The sequence below is a fragment of the Akkermansia sp. KLE1798 genome (assembly GCF_001580195.1).
GTDB classification, from domain to species: Bacteria; Verrucomicrobiota; Verrucomicrobiia; order Verrucomicrobiales; family Akkermansiaceae; genus Akkermansia; species Akkermansia biwaensis.
Genome location: NZ_KQ971081.1, coordinates 281,887 through 301,756 on the forward strand (window position 1 = coordinate 281,887; position 19,870 = coordinate 301,756).

The window sequence follows — 19,870 nt, forward strand, 5'->3', positions numbered from 1 at the left end:
AATATAAAATGATGATGAAGGGAGGAAAGTGTGCCTATTATTTTTTTGTTGGCAAGCCCTTATTTTTAATAACAGGATTTTTGTTTATAATAGAATAAAATGGATTGTTGCAATAACTGCAAGGAATAGCGTAGAATTTTCTATTTTTCTTAAAATCAATCATGATTTGGTCCAAGTATAAGTCTTCGTCAAGCGCGTAAATCCGTATGGCATGCTTCCCCGGTTTTTCAATAATATGCTGGCTTGAGGTTAAAGACTGGTTTCTCAGGACATTCAAGTTCCACTTTTTTGTATGGAATTCCGCGTATGTTGACACAATGACAGGTGCTTGATTGTCAATGATAACGGCATATCTTAGCTTTTTCTCGTATTGCGGGTGGATAGGAATGCTTCCGATATATAAGTTGAATTGTCCTTTGCTGACGGAATAGAATTCGTAAAAGGCATGTTTGTTTTTATGATCTTCGGAAGATTTCGGAAGGACTATGGAGCTTCCACTATGCCCGAGAGAATCAATAACTTTTGTTTTTAAATGATTGTTTATTTGTTGTGCTGCGGGGAATGATATGTAAAATTGATTTTCAATAAATTGTTGAGGCATGTTTGTTTTGGCTGAAACGGCGGGACATATGAATTCATAATATTCTCCATTGAGTTTTATTTTAATGGTATTCCGTCCGTCTTGCGTGGTGGAATCCGCATATACGGCTATTTGAACTTCCCCGCCAGGAAGAGGATTTGTTTGAATTTGAAATCCTTTTGGAATATCGACGGCTTCATAGACAATGTTATCATTGTCTCTCTGGTAAACTGTAACGGTTGACGGCCTCTTTCCCCCTTTTGTTAAAGTGGGTAAGGTGACTTGGCGTTCTTCTGAGGGGGATGGATTCCCATCGACCCAAAGCAGCAAGCCTTTTTTTGTCGAAGTGATGAATTCCGGAAATTCGGGACATTTGAAAACAGATTGATTTCTCGGAGACATACTCATCATTCCGTTCCATTTGCCATTACTTATTTCCACATTGTAGTGATGGGTTAACTGGGATATTTTATCATATTCTTTTTTGGAAAGAGTGCTGTAGTTATTGGCTGCCGGGAGGTTATACACAGCCAGTTCTCTGGCTTTTTGAGCATACAGCACTTTTTTGTTCATGGAAGCTGCGGCTGAGACAGGATAGTGGACTAGCTGGAAATAAGAGTCTTTTCTTTCATGATCCATTTTTTTATAGATTTCTTCCGATAGATCGCTGATAACCTGATACCCATATATTCTTCTCCCTGCCTCGTCACCGAATTCGTGAAAATTGTATGGATTGGAAAATAGAATCCCTTTTTTTGAGGGCAGAAATTCCATATGCTCCGGTTTTCTTTGAGCGGCAAGGTCATAATAAAGATTTAAAAGCGGGGATATTTCATGTTCGTAACCGGGAAATTGCCGACTTACCCAGGAAGAAAGATGGGAACGAATTGTGTTTGAATCCATAGAATGGATATTCCATGCCATATCCAGGAAAAATTCCATCAGGTATTCCGCTGGTTTGATATCTCCCACATTCAATATCCATATTTTGCGCGCCTGGTTTTCCCACGCTCGTTGCATTTCCTGATAGATCAGGCCTGGCTGGGTGGATGCGAGCCAGAGATAATCCTGAGGGGCGCCCCAGTAAGAGATGTGATAGTATATTCCGGAACCTCCCGTTCTGGATTTTTCTTTGTCGCTGTTCAAGCGTGTCAGGTGTCCATGATTATCATCGCTCCACATGAGAGTTATATCATCGGGGAGGCTTAATCCGTTGTTATAAACCTTTAAAACTTCCTTATAAGGAACAAAAATTTGCGGTATTTTTTTTATATTGCCGTTAACATGCTTTGTTAAAAGTTCTCTCTGGCTACGGATAACTTGCTGCAAGACATTCTTTTCTTCTTCAAGGGAATTGACTCCTTGCATTCTGCCGTCATGCCGCCCTCGCATTCCGATCGTATAGATGTTCTCCTTTTGCCCTACTTCCAACAGGCGTTCTTTCCAGTAACGTATGACATTGTTTGAATTAGTGACAAAATTATAAGGTCCGTTCAATTGGTCGTTCCACTCTCCTGCACTATTCCTCATCATGGGTTCGCAATGCGATGTGCCTATGATAATACCATATTTTTCAGCCGTTTCCCTAGCATCCTTGACAAAATGGAAAGGAACGGTGCATTCGTGCATGGCCGGCCATAGCGTATTGGCCCGGAGCCTCATCATTAACTCAAAGATTTTGGAATATGTTCTTATTCCGATTTCTCCCGCCCGGTTGGTCGGATCATAATTTTTTGTGCTCCATGGCATGAGCCCCCAGTCTTCATCATTTAGGAATATGCCGCGGTATGGGACAGACGGGCCTTGCACGTGTTGAGGGGAGCGATTCCACAGAACAGAGTCTTTTTTTTCTGGAATGACATCAGCCCACCAAATCCAGGGGGATATTCCCATGCTCCTTGACAGCTCCAATATTCCGTATGCTGCGCCTCGTGTATCCGATCCGGCTATCAGAAGTTTTTTCTTGTTATCATGGGAACGTATGGGATGTATGAGAAAGGTTTCCCATTTCCCTTTCAGTTCCTTGTATTTCGGGTAATGTTGTGAACATAATGTATCGAATGTTTTATCTTCTCCGATAACGCCTACCAATATATCTCCTTCCTTTTCGGAGTCCGTCAAAGAAATTCCTTTTTTTCTACATACTTGTTGAGAATCTTTTATGAGAATGTCAATGGCTGTCTGGATAACTTTATTTTTCCCGCTGTAATAGATGGATGCTCCATTTCCATTTTCTATGACAGGAAATGGAATTTTATCTTCTGCTTTTATCAGCGGGACGGTGGATAATATGCAGAATATGATTTTAAATATGGCGAAGGATTTCATGGATGATAAAATTTTTCCAATTGCCTAGAAGTTACGCCCCGGCCGCGTTATCGTTATCAGTACATTGATGTTTTTCAAAATATATTGATTTTTTTAATAAACCGGGGTGGAAAAATGATTAGTACCGACTTTCAATTGTCGTCGGCTAGCTGCTTTTATCCATCTGATAGTTAAAAAGCCTTTGAGAAAAACGAGGTTTTTGCCTGCGAGGGGACCGTCATTGGGTAGTGGTCTTTTCCATCCGGAGAGGGGTGGAACCTCATGCGGTCTTGATATGCGGGAGGATTCGTTGAAACTATTGTTCAATTTCGCTCTTCCGCCATGAATTTTATGTTGTCCATCTTCACCTTGCTGCTGGGCGCCTCCTGCCTGGCGTTTCCCTCTCTTCCCGCCCCCGCCGCTTCTCTGCCCGCCACACTGAAGCCGGAGCCCCATCAGCGGGACCCGTATGATTGGAATGCCCGGCATGAAGCCGTTAAGAGAAGAAACCGGGTGGTGAAGCCGGAGTACGTGATGATCGGTGACAGCATTACCCATCACTGGGGCGGCGAGCCTTCCGGAGACAGCGGGAAAAGAGGGGAGGATTCATGGAAGAAATTGTTCGGCCCCCACAGGGCGACCAACATGGGCTTCGGATTCGATTACGTGGATAATGCCTATTACCGCGTGCAGAACGGAGAACTGGACGGCATTTCCCCACGGGTGGTTATTGTCCTGCTGGGGACCAATAATCTGGGGCACCGCAGGGATACGCCGCAGGCGTGCGCGGACAATATGGCGGCCTTTATACGGCTGGTGCGCCGGAAGTGTCCTTCTTCCAGAGTTCTGCTGCTGGGCATCCTGCCACGGAAGGAAAAGGATCTGGAACAACCCATTATTCAGACGAACAGGCTGCTGGCGAAGCTCCACGACGGAAAGGCGGTTTTCTTTGCCAATCCGGGGAAGGCCCTGTTGTCGGAAGACGGTGTTTCCCCGCGGCAGGACTTCATGAGGGACACGGTGCACCCGAATGGGAAGGGCTACGAGGTGCTGGGCCGGGAACTGGGAATACTGCTGAAAAAGATGGATTCCGCCTATCGCGGCGGGGAGGATTCCCGGTGATGGTCTGCCTGTGGTCTTTTTTATCATGCGGGGATTCGGCTTGATGGCCGGGATGCTTGCCTATAAGAATACTCTGCCTCTGGTTGCTGATTGATTTATGAAAAGTTCTCTGTTTTTTCTTTTTGCCGCTTCATTGTGTTGCTGTTATGCCCAGCAGAAGGCTGAACCGGCCCCGGAGCCCCGGATCGTCGCCACCCCGCCTTCCGATGCGGGGCGGGGCCTTGTTCGCGTGAATGCGCGGGAAATCCGCCATTATTCCGGCACCAGGAAAGAGCCGGATTACCTGGTGAGCACGGATAATGGAAAAACGTGGAAAATGAAGATGGCCCCGGCCAGTTATCCGCCCAATTATGGCGGCATTCCCAAGGAGTCCCCCGCCATCACGCGCAATCCGCTGACGGGAGAATTCATCCGCGTGCAGCCCATTGGCGGCTTCGTGTTCCTTTCCAAAGGAGGATTGGACGGCAAATGGTTTGCCGTCACCAACGACGGCAAGCTGGAGGAGGACTGGAAAGACCCTGAAAAGAGGAAAAATCTTAAGAAGCTGGGCGGCATCATGCGGTCCCCCATTTTTGTCGACAAGGGGAAGAGGGTGCTTATTCCGTTCCACAACATGGGCGGCGGGACCAAATTCCATATTTCCGACGACGGAGGCCTGACCTGGCGCGTGTCCAGGAGCGGCATTACTTCCCCCCGTCATGAAGCCAAGCCGCCCCACCAGGGCGTCAGATGGTTCAACAATGCCGTGGAAGCTACGGTTCTGGAAATGAAGGACGGCACCCTGTGGGCGCTCGCACGCACTTCCCAAGACCAGGCGTGGCAGGCTTTTTCAAAGGACCGTGGCGAGACATGGAGCAAGCCGGAACCGTCCCGCTTTTTCGGAACGCTGACCATGAATACGCTGGGCCGCCTGGATGACGGCACCATTGTTTCCCTGTGGACGAATACGATGGCCCTCCCCGAGAATGCCACGGCGGGCAACGGCACCTGGGAAGACGTGTTTACCAACCGTGATTCCCACCACATCGCCATGTCCGGCGATGAAGGAAAGACCTGGTACGGATTCCGGGAAATTATTCTGGACGAGCACCGCAACCATCCGGGGTACGCCACTCTTGACGGGCCGGAAGACCGTGGAAAGCACCAGAGCGAAATGGTGCAGCTGGACAAGAACCGCATTCTGGTTTCCCTGGGCCAGCACAAGAATCATCGCCGCCTGATGATCGTGGACCGCCGCTGGGTGGCCGCCAAGACGCGTTCCTCCCAGACGGGCAAGGATCTGGATTCCCAATGGACCATCCATACTTATATTCCGCAGAAGAAGGGGCATTGCAGCTACAACCGCAAGCCCTCCGCCAAATTGGTGCCGGACCCCGCGGGCGGTTCCAAAAAGGTTCTTCAGATCAAGCGTTTGAATGATCCGGAGCTGGTGAATGAAAAGTCCAATGTGGATTATCAGAACGGAGGCGCTACGTGGAATTTCCCGAACGGAACCACGGGACTGGTCAAGTTCCGCTTCCGTGTGGCGGACGGGGAACAGGCGGAGGATTCCGGCCTTCAGGTGTCCCTGACGGACCGTTTGTTCAACGCCTGCGATACCACGACGAAGGATTATGCCCTGTTCACGTTTCCCATCAAGCTGAAGCCTGCCCCCCATCTGCTGCTGGGCATGAAAAAGGTGCCTGTCACACCCGGGGCATGGCATGAGGTTTCCATCCTGTTCCAGGGGAGCCAGGCCGCCGTCTCTCTGGACGGCGCCAAGGCGGGAACGCTGAAGATGGCCAATCAGTCTCCCAACGGAGCCAGCTACATTCATTTCATCAGCACCGGGTCCAAGCCTGATTCCGGGGTGCTGCTGGATACGGTAAGCGCCCGTGTGAAGTGATCCGCCGGTGCGCGGGAAACCGCTGCGGGGAGGCCTCCGGGGCGGCCCGTTTCCGCAGGATGGAGGACTTCAAGGATGCGGAAGAATGGCTTTTCCGCGGCGCTTGGGAAGTGTCCGGCTGCGGATTCCGGAAGTTGTCGTAGAACGGAAGAACGGCGAAGGCAGGGGGAGAAGCGCCTTTCCATGTGGAATGGAAAGGTTTTTAATGGAGAACCTGGCGGGTAGAGGGGGAAGCGTTCAATTCCGGCAGGCTTTTCAGCACCATGTGGATGTGTTCGTTTTCCTGGCTGCCTATTTGCTGGAGAGCGGTGCGGCCATATCTGTCCCGCAGGAACGCCTTGGCGTTCCGGTCCAGCAGGAGTCTTGCTATTCCCAGTTTCACGGTGTCCAGGTTTCCGTCGCCCAGCAGCATGTCACGGCAGCAGAGCATCAGGGGTGTTTCCCCGACGGAGTTCTGGTGGTTGACGTCCGCTCCCTCATTAATCAGCAGATTGACCAGGTCCCGCATTTGGGGGAGCAGTTCTTCATCAATGGCGCCCAGCTGGCGGCACAGGTTCAGGAGGGCCGTGTCTCCTGCGGAATCCGGCGGCGCCGTGTCCACGGGCATGGCGGCGTTGACGTCCGCTCCGTACTGAATCAGTATTTGGGTGATCCGGAGAGCGGTGTCCGGGGCGTGCAGGTTCAGGCAGAGAAGAGGGGGACTCATTTCTCCGCGGAAGTTGGGATCATACCCCGCTTCACACAGCTTGCGGACAACATTCGGGTAACCGGCCGCGACCGCCCAGGAAAGCAGGCTGGTTTTTTTCCCCCTCAGTTCCGGGCAAATGGAAATATCCGCTCCGTGCTTGAGCAGAAGAAGCGCCGTTTCCTCATAAGGGGCTCCCCCGATACCCGCTACGCAGGACATGACGAGGGGCGGCCATCCTGCGGGGCCGATTTTGTCCACACTGGCTCCGTTCCGGATCAGCAGGGAAAGGCACGTCAGCCTGTTGCCCACGGGAAGAGGCGCGTCGTCGCCCAGGCCCGGACAGCAGGCGTATGTCATGGGGGTGTCTCCCAGCTCCGAGCCGTTCAGGAGCTGTGCCGCCTGCGGAGACATGATGATCTGGAGGTTGGGGTCCGCGTTCATCTGGAGCAGGCGGTTCAAAAGCTGGACGTGCCCCAGCCCGGCAGCCAGGTGCAGCAGGGATTCATGATGGGAGGAACGGCAGCGGCCATCTCCGTTTTCCGCTGTTTCCCGTATCATCTGGAGCCGTTCCCGGATTTCGTCCTTCATGTACTGGCTCATGGAAAATTCGGAAAACAGGTGCCAGTCAATATGACGGGAATTAGGTGAGAGGGACCTGAGAAGGAACCGTTCCGGACCGTGGCGCTCCATATAGTCCGCCACCATCAGGATTTGCTCTTTTTCCGTTTCCGACCACAGGGGGCTGAATTTCCATTCCCGTGGGGATGGTTCATTCCGCAGGAACCAGAAAATGGATGATCCGGCGACGAGGGCCGCAAACACACTTAGAGCACCAAGAAACCAGAGAGCCTTTTTTCCAAATGTCATGTGTATCATAAGCAGGGAACTGCAAAGCATGATGATGCAGGAATACGGAACCGGGAGCAATGAAAAAATAGAACGGTTTTCATCTGCCTCTGGGTAGAGATATAAAAAATCCCGAAGAATGGGCCGCGGATTAGGAATCCGGGAAGAATGGGAAACCTTGCAGGAAAAGGACGGATGCAAGAAAATACAAGCTTTCCTGGAGACGGACGGAAAGATCGTGTCATGGTGTTTTCTGCTTCCATTCCGCCGCATTCATCAGGGCCGTTATTTGCATTTATTTTAAGTTCAAATATTTTCGATTATTTCGGATTCCTAATCCGGCATGTCATCTTATCCATTGAGCATGTGGCTGAAATGTTAAAGAAGCGTGATTTCGAACGTTCCGGGCAAGAGGGGAAATCCACCGTTCCCGCATCCGGCTTTGCGGTGGATTTTTCAATGGGAAAGACGGCATGAAGCGAGAATATGCGGTTTGCGAATGGTTTTAAAGCGGACCTTGAGATTTTTCCGGTTTTCTGCTTCCGCACTGGCACAGCATGCGCTTGCCTTGAAGGAAGAGGTACCCGATGCTGTGGGCAGTTATGGATTCCGTCAGACTCATTGCATCCGACATGGACGGCACTCTGCTCAACGGACGGGGAGAACTGGATCCGGATTTTTTCACCATTTTCGAACAATTGGAGAAACACGGGATCCGTTTTGCGGCTGCCAGCGGGCGGCAATATGACGGGCTGCGGAAAACTTTTTCCCCTGTGGCGGACAGGATGCTGTTCATCGCAGAAAACGGAGCCTATGTGGCCGATGGCCGGGATGAATGGCTGGTGGCGGACATGGAGAGGGAGACCGCCGCGCCGCTGATTGTGCAGATCCGGGGCATTGAGGGGGCCTGCATCGTGCTGGCGGGCCGGGATTCCGCCTATATAGAGGATTCCCGGCCCGAGTTTGTCCGGGAGGCCCGCAGGTATTACGCCCGTTGCGAACAGGTGGATGACCTGCTTTCCGTCAAGGGCGACAGGCTGCTGAAGATAGCCGTGTACGATTTCCAGGGGGCCGTGAATAACAGCTATCCGCATTTGAAGCATCTGGCGGACCGTTTCCAGGTGGCCGTTTCCGGTGAACGGTGGATGGATATCAGCCGGAAGGGAGCCAACAAGGGAAATGCCCTGGAGCTGATTCAGCGGCGGCTGGGGATTTCTGCGGCGGAGACCATGGTCTTCGGCGACCAGATGAATGACGCCGAGATGATGAGGCAGGCCGGATTCAGCTATGCGGTAGCCAATGCCGTTCCGGAAATCCGGAAAATGGCTGCGTTTACGGCTCCGTCCAACGAGGACAACGGAGTGATTCACGTGCTCAGGAAGGTGCTGGCAGGCCGGAGTTAGGGGCGTAGAACCGTTTTTGTGGGAATGGCCGCGGTTTTATTCTTGCCGGAGGCGGTCAACCGATATACTGAATGCAGGAGCCATGTTGACGTCCGTGCTTGATTTCCTTTCCATGATCGCCGGCATGGTTATGGCCTGCGTAGCCGGGTTAGTGCTGGCTGGAGGCTTTGTGCTGCTGAAATTGCTGGGACTTCTTGTTTCCGTGCTGGTGGGGGGATGGTATTTGTGTTCCTGGCTATGGGGCTGGGCGGCTGGCTGGATGGGAGCGTGACTCCGCCGTACGCCGGAGTCGCGACCGGATGGAGGAGCAAAGCGGAAGGGAAACGTGCGTGCGGGAAAAAGCCCCGTAAATGGCGTTCTTTCCGCGTTTTCGGGAAAATAGGCGTCCATGTCAGCATGGTAACCGCGGCCCCTTTTTAGTTTTGCTTTTCCGGGATGGGTGTGGTACACCCGTGCCAGACGTCATGAATCAGGAATTCTTTTCAGTGCTTGTGCAGGTGGTGGCAGCCCTGGGGCTGGCCGGCATTATTTTGTTGCTCAGTATCTTGATGGGCAAGCGTTCTTCCGTTCGCAAGCCTGCGGACATTCCTTACGAATGCGGCATGATTCCCGTGGGTGAAGGGGCTCCCATGTTCTCTGTTAAGTTCTACATGGTGGCCATGCTTTTCGTGATTTTTGACCTGGAAGTGGTTTTCCTCTATCCCTGGGCCGTCAACTTCCGGGATTACGTGATGCTGAATCCGGAATCGTTCACGGCCATGTGCATTTTCATCGGCATTCTGCTGGTAGCCTACCTGTATGCCCTGGGCAAGGGCGCCCTGAACTGGCACCGCGATCCGCGCTGAGAAAATTTTCCGTTTTGTTTGAAGAAACGCCGTCCTCTCTGTGAGGACGGCGTTTTTTGTTTGCAGGGAGGAGTTTTTACGGTAAACAGTGCGGACCATGAATGGTCTGCCGGAAACGCCAGGCCCTTGCTCCTTTGCCGGTTCTGCATGGTCAAATCTTATTGTATGAGATATGATTTCTCTTGCCAGGGGCGGCAAATGAAGTTAGCTTTTTGCGCGATCCGGAAAATCCAGAATGAATCTCTCTCTTCCCAAAACGACCCAGGGCGTTTACCGGTTGTCGGTCAGTACCTTCTATTTTCTTCAGGGCCTGGTGTTCGCCAGTTGGGCCTGCCGCATTCCCGACGTGAAGAGCACCCTGGGGATGAACGATGCCGATCTGGGGTCCGTCCTCTTTGCCGTTCCCGTCGGGCAGATGTCCGCCATGGCCTTGTCCGGCTACCTGGTAGGCCGCTTCGGCAGCCGGAGGATACTCATGGCGTCTTCCGTTTTTTACCCCGCCGTACTCGTGTGCCTGGGGCTGGTTTCCTCCTTCTGGGAACTGGCCGGAGGGCTGTTTTTGTTCGGTGTGGCCGCCAATCTGACGAATATTTCCGTCAATACGCAGGGGGTGGGCGTGGAGCGGCTGTACCAGTGCAGCATCATGGCCCGCTTTCACGGCCTGTGGAGCCTGGCGGGGTTCTTCGGCGCGCTGCTGGGGGCCTTCATGGTGGACTGGAATGTGTCCACGGAAACGCATTTCATCGCCATTTTTCTGATATGCATGGTCATTCTGGCCGTTTTTTCCCGTTTCCTTTTGCCGCGGGACGCCCGGCGTTCCAGTTCCCAGAGCGGTGGCATGTTCCGGAGCATGGACGCCTATGTGCTGCTCATCGGGTTGATTGCGTTCGGAAGCATGGTCAGCGAGGGAACCATGTTCGATTGGAGCGGCGTATATTTTGAAAGCGTGGTCCAGCCAGGCCCGGGCCTGGTGCAGACGGGATATGTAGCGTTCATGAGCACGATGGCCCTGGGGCGTTTTACGGCGGACCGCATGGTGATGCGCTTTGGAGCCGTGCGCGTGCTGCGCGCGAGCGGCATCCTGATTGCCGCCGGGCTTCTGGTTGCCGTCCTGTTCCCGGTGCTGTGGTCCGCCACGCTAGGTTTTCTTCTGGTGGGGCTGGGCACCTCTTCCATTGTCCCTCTCTGCTACAGCATGGCTGGAAAGTCCAAAAAGATGATTCCCAGCGTGGCTCTGGCCTCCGTTTCCACGATCGGCTTTCTGGGCTTTCTGCTGGGGCCTCCGGTCATCGGGCATATTGCCCATGCGTCTTCTTTAAGATGGTCGTTCTCCCTCATTGCCCTGGTCGGTCTGGGAACGGCGTTGATCGCCCCGTTCCTGAAGAAGTTCAGATGACGGAGGGAATGCCCGCTTTTCCGGGGGTACGGCATGCCGGAAGATTCCGTTCATCCCCGTTTTTCCGGAGGTTTGCCGGGCGAGATTTCCCGGCAAGGGGAGGGGCAGCCATGGCCTGTGAAATGTTTTCTACCGCTGAGGCCTTATGATCTGGTTGGGAGAGACCTGCACTCGTCGTTTTTCAGGGGGGGTAAAAATTGTTGGGCGGCATGCCTTTGAGCCATTATTCAGATGGCGGAGACGGTACCATTCCTCCGGCTCCGAATTTCAGATTCAGCGGAACCCGTACCGTGCGGGGATTGATGTAAATGATCAGCTCCGCCGTAATGTTCCGGTCCCCAGGTTCCCAATAAGGTTCATAAATGCGTGTCACTCCCTGCGGGTGAGTGTCATGAACGACCGGTTCCGCCGGCGAATACTCCCGGTTGTTCGCGTCAATGAGAGTGAGGGAGCCGAAACAGGCGGAAGGAAGGGTGCTGCGGACATGCAGGAGCAGGGAGCTCCGTGAGGATTCGGATTTCATGTCCGTGACGGTGAGCGTCGTCTTGGCGTCATCCGGCAGTTTGATTCCCGGAATATCCTGAAGGGGGAGCGTGACCGTGCTTCCCATGACGGTAGGAAGCGGGAAGGATATGCGGCAGGCGCGACTGGCCATGATCATGTTTGCCGTTCCGGAGAGAGTCCAGCAGGAAGAGGTTTCCGGCAGCAGATCCGGGATGTTCAGGCTCAGGATGGGGATAGGGATTTCTTTTTCCCAGGGGGAGAAGCTCATATGGCTGGAAGCGGCAGCAAAAACCGGGGGTGATGTTTCATTGCCTCTCACGGTTAGTGGATTTTCCGGTGAAATGCTAATGGCCACAGGCCCGTTTTCCGGCGTTTCAGGCTGGAAATCAATTCTGGTGAAAGGTCCGTCGTAAACCAGGGAATGCCCGCTGGAGCCGGGGCCTTGGTTTTGATGGAAGTAATGCAGCCCAAACCGCACTTTTTCCTCCGGCAGACGCGGATCATGGACGAAAGGAATGGGGGACGGGGCAGGCAGGATGGTGAATTCCTGGCGGGAATGGCGGACAGGGGGGCCTTTGCGCGCGAGGTCTATTTCCATATCCACCGGAACCGCGACGCGCCGCATCTCCTCCGGGTTGATGTAGAAAAGTTTTACCTGGAGAAGGTTCCAATCCTGTTTTGAATAGTATTGCCGGTTAAAGATATATTCCTGATGCCCCTGATTGTTGAAATTAAAGGAGAACCGGGCAGGGGTGGCCTCCGCGGCCTTCCCCTTCTTGTCTACGAGGAGGAATTGTGCAAACTGGAACCGTGACGGATCGTACTTCAAAGTCATGTCCGCACAGCCCGAAGACGGGGTGGAGGAAGTGAACGTGGCGGTGTTCGGGGTATCGGAAAAGGCCAGGTCCCCTTCACGTTGTTCCGGGGAGGGGAGGGGGATATCCTGCGTTCGTCCCTTTCCTTCCTGGAGAAGGTTGAAAGGAGGCAGCGTATGGATTTGTCTGGCAAGGTAGAAAACGAGATGCCCCCTGATTCTGAATTTCGTTGTGGAGGGAGGCAGGTGGAATGGAGGGGAAGTGAGCCTCACGCACCAGTTTTTGATTCCTTTTCCGGGATTCAAAGAAGGGAGGCGCATTTGCGACAATTTGGCGGCAAGCGGTTCATGCTGATCAGTTTTCATTCCCGTATCAAGCGGAACGCTCCATGATCCTTCCGGATCCGACAGGGTCAGCTGGTGGGGGCCTTCCTGTTCAGTAAACGTTCCGTTGCCTTTCAGGAAGAAATGCAGAAACAGGGTGATGTCGCGTTTTTCCTCTTTTGCGTTATTTTCCGAAATGTAAAAGTAGTCTGTACGGACCTTTATCTCAGGTTGTTCCGACGGGTTGCCTTTTGTTTGCCGGGCCGGACACGGAAGTGTACAGAGGAGAAGGGGGAGAAGCAGGATTGTTTTCATAGGAAGATGGAAGCCTGCCTGCCATCTTCCCTCCGGCTAAGGGGATGATCAAGCTGAAAGAAGATGGACCGGAGAGAAAGAATGGCGCGCCTGGCGGGACGCGACCCCGTACGCCTTCCGGTATTAGATTCTGAGCCTGGCGCCATATTCTTGTTATCAATAAGTTAAATTACTGTTCTTTCTTTGGGGTTATCAATGAAAATGAAGCATGGAATACTTTCACCCGTAAGAAGATTCCGAGAAAACACGATGGTTTTCATGCTTCTTTTTCCCGGAGAATGCACCGGGGAAAGAAGAAATAGCTGGTGCGCGAGATGCCGGGAAATCGGCAAAGGCATTGGCTCTTTACTTTCCACGAAGAAGCGTTTGAAGCGTATCAACGAATTCAACATCAATCCGTGGATGGTATGTTGCCGGAGCATTTTTCTCTTCCTTTGTATTTTGTTTTCCGGAAAGCCTTGAAAAACCTGAAGCGGGAATATCCAGTGGAGCGAGTTATGGCCGGAAGCTCACGCCTGCTCTTGCAAGAAGTTTAATGAAGATCTCCCCCACGCTGCGGATGTCCCAAAACCATCAACCCATGATACGGTGATATGGGCATTCGGTTTTTGAGCTTTAAGGGTTTTGCCGAGGAAGGTGGAACTAAAGTGACCAAATTGACACGGACCCGCCATGCCGCAGCGTGAGAATACGCTTGACGCGGATTTCGATTATGTCTATTAAACCGATTGTATATGACCAATTAGCCATATCGATATGATTTCCTCTCCTGGAGATTTATTTGCGTTGTCTGCACCCGGCATGGGATGCATTGGGATGCTTGAGCATGCACATGTGGTTGGCCATATCAAATTTTCGAGAGATTCCATGCAAGCGTTTTCCTTTTCCCGGGGACTTTCCATGAGCATATCCATCTTTTTGCGGATGTGTTTTTATGTGCCGCCTCAAGTTTTCCTTGGGGTGGACTTGGCGCTTGACCTTCCTGTAAAACCCTTTGGAGTCAAATTACGATCAATGGGTTATAGATCGAATTGATCCTAATGATTTCCCCAACCCCCCTCATGAAAATAAATCCAAAACATACGACAATATTAACCGCCTTTTGCGCTTCGGCGTTCGCGCTGGGCGGCATCGCGCGGGCGGCCGACAAAGCCTGGTCCGTCACCAGCAATTTCGGCCTCTGGGATTACTCATCCCTGAATTGGAACGGATCCCAAGCCTTCGCCTCTGGAGACAACGCCATATTCTCGTCCTGGAATGGAACGGTTGAACTCAATTCGGACAACATCGACGTTGACTCCCTGTCCGTTTATTCTTCAAATGTTACTGTGCTGACAGGTGCCAGAACGTTGAACATTACAGGCGGCATAACGCTCAATAACTCGAATTTGGACATATCGGGGGTGAATGTGGGCTCGTCAATTGCAGGCACTGTCACCATAGGAGAGAATTCCGCATTGACGGTTCTCAACAGGGTTCCCGCTGCAAGCACGATCCAGATGACCGACTCCACTTCAAAAGTAGTGTTTTTGGGCAGTCCGTCGGGAGTTAAAACATACGACTTCACCGATGCCACCGGCGGCGGATTTGCTTCAGACTATGTTCATTTGGAATTCCAAGGCAGTGCGGCTTCTGCGTTTGCCAACCTGACGGGTGCGGACCATGGCGGCGCGATCAACAGCGCGAACAGCGTCAACATCACCGCCGCCGAGGGAAATGTGACATTTACCAACAATGCCGCCAATATGGAAGGAGGAGCCATATGGGCGGCCCATGATGTGGCGATAACCAGCGGCAAGGGCAATATTTCGTTTGACTCAAACACGGCCCTTTCCGGTTCCGGCGGCGCCATCTCATCCATGGGAGGGGTTACGCTTGAATCCGACGGCATGATTACGTTTACCGGAAATGTAGCAACCAAGGGATCCGGAGGCGCCATAGCAGCCGTATCAGATGTGAATATAACTGCTGCCGGCAATGTGGAATTTAGCGGGAATAAGGCGGAGGCGGAAAGGGCCCCATATGGCTCCGCTTATGGCGGCGCCATATATATAAATGGCGGGTCGGTCAATATGACGAGCGGGCACGACATCAGAGTGAAAGACAATGAAGCGTTTAGTTCGGGCGGCGCCATATGGGCGTCCTATCATGTGACAATTGAGTCCTCCGGCGATATTTTGTTTGAATCAAACAAGGTTTCAGGTGATTCCGGCGGCGCGCTGAACGCATTTAATGGCAACGTAATTGTCCATTCCGCCAACGGAAGCATAGAATTTAAAGGAAACGAAAGCGGCCGAAGCAACGGCGCGATATCTGCCTACGAGAAAGCCATCATTGAGGCTGTCGGAGACGGCGGCAGGATTGCGTTTACCGGCAACACAGCGAACTCTAACAGCGGCGCGATAGGAAGTAAATCCGTGGAAATAAACTCCTCGGGCGACATCGTGTTTCTGGATAACAAGGCCGGCGGCCTTGGCGGTTCCATCAATGCGTCTGGCAGCATCAACAGTGGCGACAAGGTAAGCATCATCTCCACGAACGGCAAAGTGTCGTTCGGTATGAGTGATTCCAGCGTAACGGCAGCCGATCAAGGCGGCGCCATTTACACAAACTCCGCCAAAGTCACGGTGGATGGTGCACAGGGAGTGGAGTTCAAGAATCTGAACGCCGCCACGGACGGCGGCGCCTTGCGCGTCTATGGGGCGGAAATAAAGTCCTCGGGTGACATCGTATTTCTGGACAACACGGCCGGAGGCAATGGCGGTTCCATTTTTTCGAGGACTGATACGATTGTGACGTCTACGGGCGGCAACGTGTTATTCGGCAGGACGGACTCGACTGCTCCGGCGGCCGTCACGGGCGGCGCCGTTTATTCCTTAAACGGATCGGTCAGGATAAAAGCCGCGCAGGGATTGGGGTTTGACCAGTTGAAAGCCAGCGAGAGCGGCGGTGCGATTTACACCAATAGCTCTGCTGAGCTTGAAACGACGCAGGCCGGCGGCAAGATCACATTCACGGACAATAACGCTGGCTCGGATGGCGGCGCCATCTATGCTTCCTATGATGTAAAAATAACGTCTGAGGATGGTATTCTTTTTGATTCCAACAGCATTGCCGGACTAAGCCAGGGCAGCAATGGCGGCGCCATTTACGCCGGCAGAAGTGTGGAAATAAGTTCGGCGGAAGCCATGGTGTTTGACTCCAACAGGGCGACAACCGGAAATGGCGGCGCAATTTATTCCGGAAGCGGCGTCAACATCAAAGCCGGTGCTGTCAGCAGTTTCACAAACAATCTTGCCGGCGGTTCCGGAGGCGCCATTTATCTGGAAGCAGATGTTGCCTCAAGCGCTCTTGCGTTGAACGCCGCAAATGGCAACATAACGTTCAGAGGCAACAAACAGGGTGTCGATTTCAGCGACCTCTTGAATCCAATCGGCGGTACGGCCAACTCCATTTATATCAATGACGGCTCCCATGCCGCAACGCTCAACCTCACCGCGGGCGGCGGTAGCGCGATATATTTCTACGACCCGATTGCCTCCTATAACGGTAATACAACCACCATCAATGTCAACGGAACGTCTGCCGCCACGGCCACGGAGGGTGAGGTTGTGTTCTCGGGTAAAGACTTTGCGGCCGGTTCCTCCGAGGTCAAAAGCGAAATTATCGCCAATACGACGGTGTGGGGAGGCAGCCTTGTTTTGGAAGACAACGCCGAGTTTGGGGTAAAAGGCGAGGGGACGCTCCTACTCAAGGACGGCGCCGTCCTCCTCTCACGGAGTACTGAAGATTTTTCCCTGAGCAGTCTCAGCGCCGGCACCATCACCATGGAAGGAATGTCGAAGATCAGCGCTGAAAATCAGTCATCCCTGTCCTTATCCGGAAACATGATATTGGCGGCCGGGGCGAATGCTGAATTTTCCTCCTCTGACGGAAGTGAAATATCATTGGGGGGCTTCGCGGGAGGGAGCCATGTGGTGAAAACCGGAGAAGGAAGTCTCTTATTGAATGAAATTTCCACGATGACCGGCAACTTCTCAGTGGAAAGTGGCGATGTTCTGATCAATAAGGAGAATTCCCTTCAGACGGCAGGCACAGTAAGCATTTCCAAGGACGCGCAAATCCGGAATGTGAATGATGGTACGGCGCAAGGCTTCAAGAACCTGCAGATGGAAGCGGGTTCCATCCTGGATATGTCCGCTTCCGATTTGACAATAGCCGGGGGCTCCGTTGCCGGATCTCTGCGGAATGTCTCCTCCCTGATCAAAAACGGTTCCGCGGCGGACATTCTCACGCTTAGGGGCAACGGCGCCCTTGACGGCATAAGCGCTTCTTCAAGCGGCGGAATAGACGTAACGGCCGGGACACTCGAACTTCGCGACATGATTGGAACCGGATCTTTTAATCATACCATTAACCTTGCAGACGATACAGTGCTTGACCTGAGCCTCGGCAACACGGACTCCCCCAATGAATGGGGGTTGAACATAACGGGAACAGGCACCGTGATAGGCTCCAACGACTATGTTGTCATCAATGAAAACAACATGGGGCTGCAAATGGCCGAAAATGTGTACGTAAGAGTTCAAGCGGATGATCCGTCTTCGCAAATCACGCTGAACGACAACAACGCGTACAAGGGAACCACCCAGGTTGAAAGCGGAATCCTGAACGTCTCGAAGAACTCGCAGCTGGGTGATACTTCACTCAACCGCCAGGTGATTCTCAACGGTGGCGGCATGAACGTTTCGGCCAGCTTTGACACTGCTCGCCACATGGAGCTTTGGCAGAACGGTTCTGTCAATGCCGCAGATGGCGTGACGACCAACTGGGGGAGCATCACCGGAAATAACGGCCTGACGTTCACGAAAACAGGCGCGGGCGAACTCGGCTTTACGGAAGCGTTTGACTACGGTCACATCAACGTGCACGAAGGCGTGCTGACATTCCGTTTCGCCGATCAGTCCGGCGGTGAAATTGCGACCGGCTCTATTGATTCGATGAATATCGAATCCGACGGAGCCGTGAACATCAACAAAGGCCGGGTATCTTTTAAAACCCTCACAAGCGATGGAGCCATAGACGTGTCCTCCGGCGCGTGGCTGGCCGTGGAAGGAGGCAATGGCGCCGGAAACGCGGTTGTGAGGGGAATTACCGGCAACGGCACTGTTTACAATGGACAGGGTTCCGTCTTTACAGTCAACGGAGATGTAGCGGCGGACGTCGTTTACAACGGTACCGGTTCGGTCTTCAACGCCGAAAGTGTAACGGTAACCACCGGCATCAATAATTCCGGCGCGTTTACCGCAAACAGCGTCATCGGCGATGTAGAGAACTACGGCGAGGCGAAGATAGGCTCGCATACCGGAGACCTTGTAAACAAGAGCGGCGGCGTCTACCATCTGGACACGCTTCACGGCAATCTGACCAATGAAAGCGGAGGCACGGTTAAGCTTGCCAGCGGCGGCGCCCATCTGACGGACGGCAATTTCACCAATTACGGCGCGTTGGATTTTGTAAACCTCGGTCTCACCAAAACGGTTACGGGCAAGCTCAGCGGCAACGGTTCCTATTATATGGAAGTGTCAACCGCCGACAGTAATCCCGCAACCAATGCAGACAGATTGCACATCCAGGGCGGCGCAAGCGGCACCCATATTTTTTATGTGACCAATACAACGCCGGGCAGTGACGCGGTAAAAACGATTACTGACATCGTCAAAATCGACGGCCCTCTTGATTCCGATTTTAAATGGGTAGACGGCAACAACGGCTTTGACGGCGGCGTGCTGCACTACGTCCTGACAGAAGGCACTGCCGCTTCCGGCTTTGTCCTCAATGCCGTCGCGAACGGATATTCCGATGCGTCCAGAGCCGCGATCAATACGATAGGCGCCATGTCCATGGGCTGGTTTTCGCAGCTTGACAGCCTCTCCAAGCGCATGGGAGAACTCAAGCTCGGCGGCGAGAGGCAAAACGGAGAGTTTGATGTCTGGGTGCGCAGCTACGGTTCGCAGGTGAACGCCAGCCTCGGAATCAGCGGCATGGGCAACTTCCGCGAATACCAGTACGGCTCGGACATTGGCGGTGACTGGGTATTCGCGCCGTCCAATAAAAAGCATATGCTGGCGCTCGGTGCGTTTGTGGGGTATCAGGGTGCCCAGCGCCGCTTCCATGACCGCTACGGCAGCAAGGGAGAAACGAATTCCGTCTATGGTGGCGTGTATGCCACCTACATGCACTCGGACGGCTGGTATTCCGACTTGGTTCTCAAAGGGCAGGGATTCGACAGTAATTTCGATTCCTATGGCACGGGCGAAAAAGGCGATTTTTCAAACGGAGGAGTCGGAGTTTCGCTTGAAGTCGGGAGATGCTTTTCCAATCAGGGAGGCTGGTTTCTCGAGCCCAGCGTCCAATTCGCGTACCTGCATGTCTTCTCTAAGGATTTTACCATGGAAAACTCGAATGTTCCGGTTCACACGACCGATTCGGACATCTACCGCTTCCAGGGCATGTTGAGAATGGGAAAGCTCTTTGACGTAAACGGCATGAAGTTGCAGCCCTACGCAAAAGTGGGTTTTGAAGCGCAGTTCAGCAGCGCTGGCGAAGTTTCCATGGCGGGCTACAAGTTCAGGCCGAACACCGACGGGGTACGGTTTGTGACCGGCGCGGGCATCGCATGGCAGACGACCCGCCGCGGCCAGGTATATTTCGACTACGAGGCGTCGGTCGGCGAGAAATACGACAGGCCCTGGGCCGTCAATCTTGGATACAGGTTCACATTCTAAGATAGGTAACCACATGAATGATTACGGCGTCCGTTTTCCGGACGCCGTTTTTT

At 53.0% G+C, this 19,870-nt stretch carries 12 protein-coding genes; 9 read left to right on the forward strand and 3 right to left on the reverse strand.

Going from position 1 to position 19,870, the window contains the following annotated elements; genetic code table 11:
- Nucleotides 1-37: 37 nt before the first annotated feature.
- Entirely contained in the window at nucleotides 38-2,908 is a 2,871-nt protein-coding gene (locus tag HMPREF3039_RS06040) for a glycosyl hydrolase 115 family protein (RefSeq protein WP_067571496.1), read from the reverse strand.
- Between the two features lie 321 nt (nucleotides 2,909-3,229).
- Here HMPREF3039_RS06040 and HMPREF3039_RS06045 point away from each other — a divergent pair, with 321 nt between their 5' ends.
- A complete protein-coding gene (locus HMPREF3039_RS06045; protein ID WP_067571498.1) occupies nucleotides 3,230-4,009 on the forward strand; it encodes a GDSL-type esterase/lipase family protein in 780 nt (259 codons plus the stop codon).
- Between the two features lie 97 nt (nucleotides 4,010-4,106).
- A complete protein-coding gene (locus HMPREF3039_RS06050; protein ID WP_067571500.1) occupies nucleotides 4,107-5,894 on the forward strand; it encodes a sialidase family protein in 1,788 nt (595 codons plus the stop codon).
- Between the two features lie 202 nt (nucleotides 5,895-6,096).
- Here the strand turns inward: HMPREF3039_RS06050 and HMPREF3039_RS06055 are convergent, their stop codons facing one another.
- Nucleotides 6,097-7,404, reverse strand: a complete 1,308-nt coding sequence (locus tag HMPREF3039_RS06055) for an ankyrin repeat domain-containing protein (protein ID WP_067981918.1) — start codon at nucleotides 7,402-7,404, stop codon at nucleotides 6,097-6,099.
- A gap of 192 nt (nucleotides 7,405-7,596) precedes the next feature.
- On the opposite strand from HMPREF3039_RS06055, the gene HMPREF3039_RS13675 reads away from it, so the two are divergent.
- The 5 genes from HMPREF3039_RS13675 (at nucleotide 7,597) to HMPREF3039_RS06075 (ending at nucleotide 11,072) form a co-directional block, all read left to right on the forward strand.
- Nucleotides 7,597-7,905 (forward strand): hypothetical protein, encoded by a 309-nt coding sequence (locus HMPREF3039_RS13675; RefSeq protein WP_167506723.1) that lies wholly within the window; start codon nucleotides 7,597-7,599, stop codon nucleotides 7,903-7,905.
- A 125-nt stretch (nucleotides 7,906-8,030) separates the two neighbouring features.
- The gene (locus HMPREF3039_RS06060) at nucleotides 8,031-8,831 is read left to right on the forward strand and encodes a Cof-type HAD-IIB family hydrolase (protein WP_067571505.1); all 801 of its coding nucleotides are present in this window, start codon (nucleotides 8,031-8,033) and stop codon (nucleotides 8,829-8,831) included.
- Nucleotides 8,832-8,913: 82 nt separating this feature from the next.
- Nucleotides 8,914-9,102 (forward strand): hypothetical protein, encoded by a 189-nt coding sequence (locus HMPREF3039_RS13680; protein WP_067981915.1) that lies wholly within the window; start codon nucleotides 8,914-8,916, stop codon nucleotides 9,100-9,102.
- Nucleotides 9,103-9,295: 193 nt separating this feature from the next.
- A complete protein-coding gene (locus tag HMPREF3039_RS06070; RefSeq protein ID WP_067571508.1) occupies nucleotides 9,296-9,676 on the forward strand; it encodes an NADH-quinone oxidoreductase subunit A in 381 nt (126 codons plus the stop codon).
- Nucleotides 9,677-9,911: 235 nt separating this feature from the next.
- On the forward strand, nucleotides 9,912-11,072 hold the full coding sequence (locus HMPREF3039_RS06075; protein ID WP_067571510.1) for an MFS transporter: 1,161 nt from the start codon (nucleotides 9,912-9,914) through the stop codon (nucleotides 11,070-11,072).
- 223 nt (nucleotides 11,073-11,295) lie between these two features.
- Here the strand turns inward: HMPREF3039_RS06075 and HMPREF3039_RS06080 are convergent, their stop codons facing one another.
- Complete coding sequence (locus HMPREF3039_RS06080) at nucleotides 11,296-12,756, reverse strand: hypothetical protein (RefSeq protein ID WP_197483318.1); 1,461 nt, start codon at nucleotides 12,754-12,756, stop codon at nucleotides 11,296-11,298.
- A 578-nt stretch (nucleotides 12,757-13,334) separates the two neighbouring features.
- On the opposite strand from HMPREF3039_RS06080, the gene HMPREF3039_RS06085 reads away from it, so the two are divergent.
- A complete protein-coding gene (locus HMPREF3039_RS06085) occupies nucleotides 13,335-13,565 on the forward strand; it encodes a hypothetical protein (protein WP_147549568.1) in 231 nt (76 codons plus the stop codon).
- 525 nt (nucleotides 13,566-14,090) lie between these two features.
- Complete coding sequence (locus HMPREF3039_RS06095) at nucleotides 14,091-19,817, forward strand: autotransporter outer membrane beta-barrel domain-containing protein (protein ID WP_167506722.1); 5,727 nt, start codon at nucleotides 14,091-14,093, stop codon at nucleotides 19,815-19,817.
- Nucleotides 19,818-19,870 lie beyond the last annotated feature (53 nt).

Coding starts and splice junctions, on each gene's coding strand:
- HMPREF3039_RS06070 (WP_067571508.1), top strand. CDS start 9,296: ATGAATCAGGAATTCTTTTCAGTGCTTGTGCAGGTGGTGGCAGCCCTG.
- HMPREF3039_RS06080 (WP_197483318.1), bottom strand. CDS start 12,756: ATGAAAACTGATCAGCATGAACCGCTTGCCGCCAAATTGTCGCAAATG.
- HMPREF3039_RS13675 (WP_167506723.1), top strand. CDS start 7,597: ATGGGAAACCTTGCAGGAAAAGGACGGATGCAAGAAAATACAAGCTTT.
- HMPREF3039_RS06050 (WP_067571500.1), top strand. CDS start 4,107: ATGAAAAGTTCTCTGTTTTTTCTTTTTGCCGCTTCATTGTGTTGCTGT.
- HMPREF3039_RS13680 (WP_067981915.1), top strand. CDS start 8,914: ATGTTGACGTCCGTGCTTGATTTCCTTTCCATGATCGCCGGCATGGTT.
- HMPREF3039_RS06040 (WP_067571496.1), bottom strand. CDS start 2,908: ATGAAATCCTTCGCCATATTTAAAATCATATTCTGCATATTATCCACC.
- HMPREF3039_RS06095 (WP_167506722.1), top strand. CDS start 14,091: ATGAAAATAAATCCAAAACATACGACAATATTAACCGCCTTTTGCGCT.
- HMPREF3039_RS06075 (WP_067571510.1), top strand. CDS start 9,912: ATGAATCTCTCTCTTCCCAAAACGACCCAGGGCGTTTACCGGTTGTCG.
- HMPREF3039_RS06045 (WP_067571498.1), top strand. CDS start 3,230: ATGAATTTTATGTTGTCCATCTTCACCTTGCTGCTGGGCGCCTCCTGC.
- HMPREF3039_RS06060 (WP_067571505.1), top strand. CDS start 8,031: ATGGATTCCGTCAGACTCATTGCATCCGACATGGACGGCACTCTGCTC.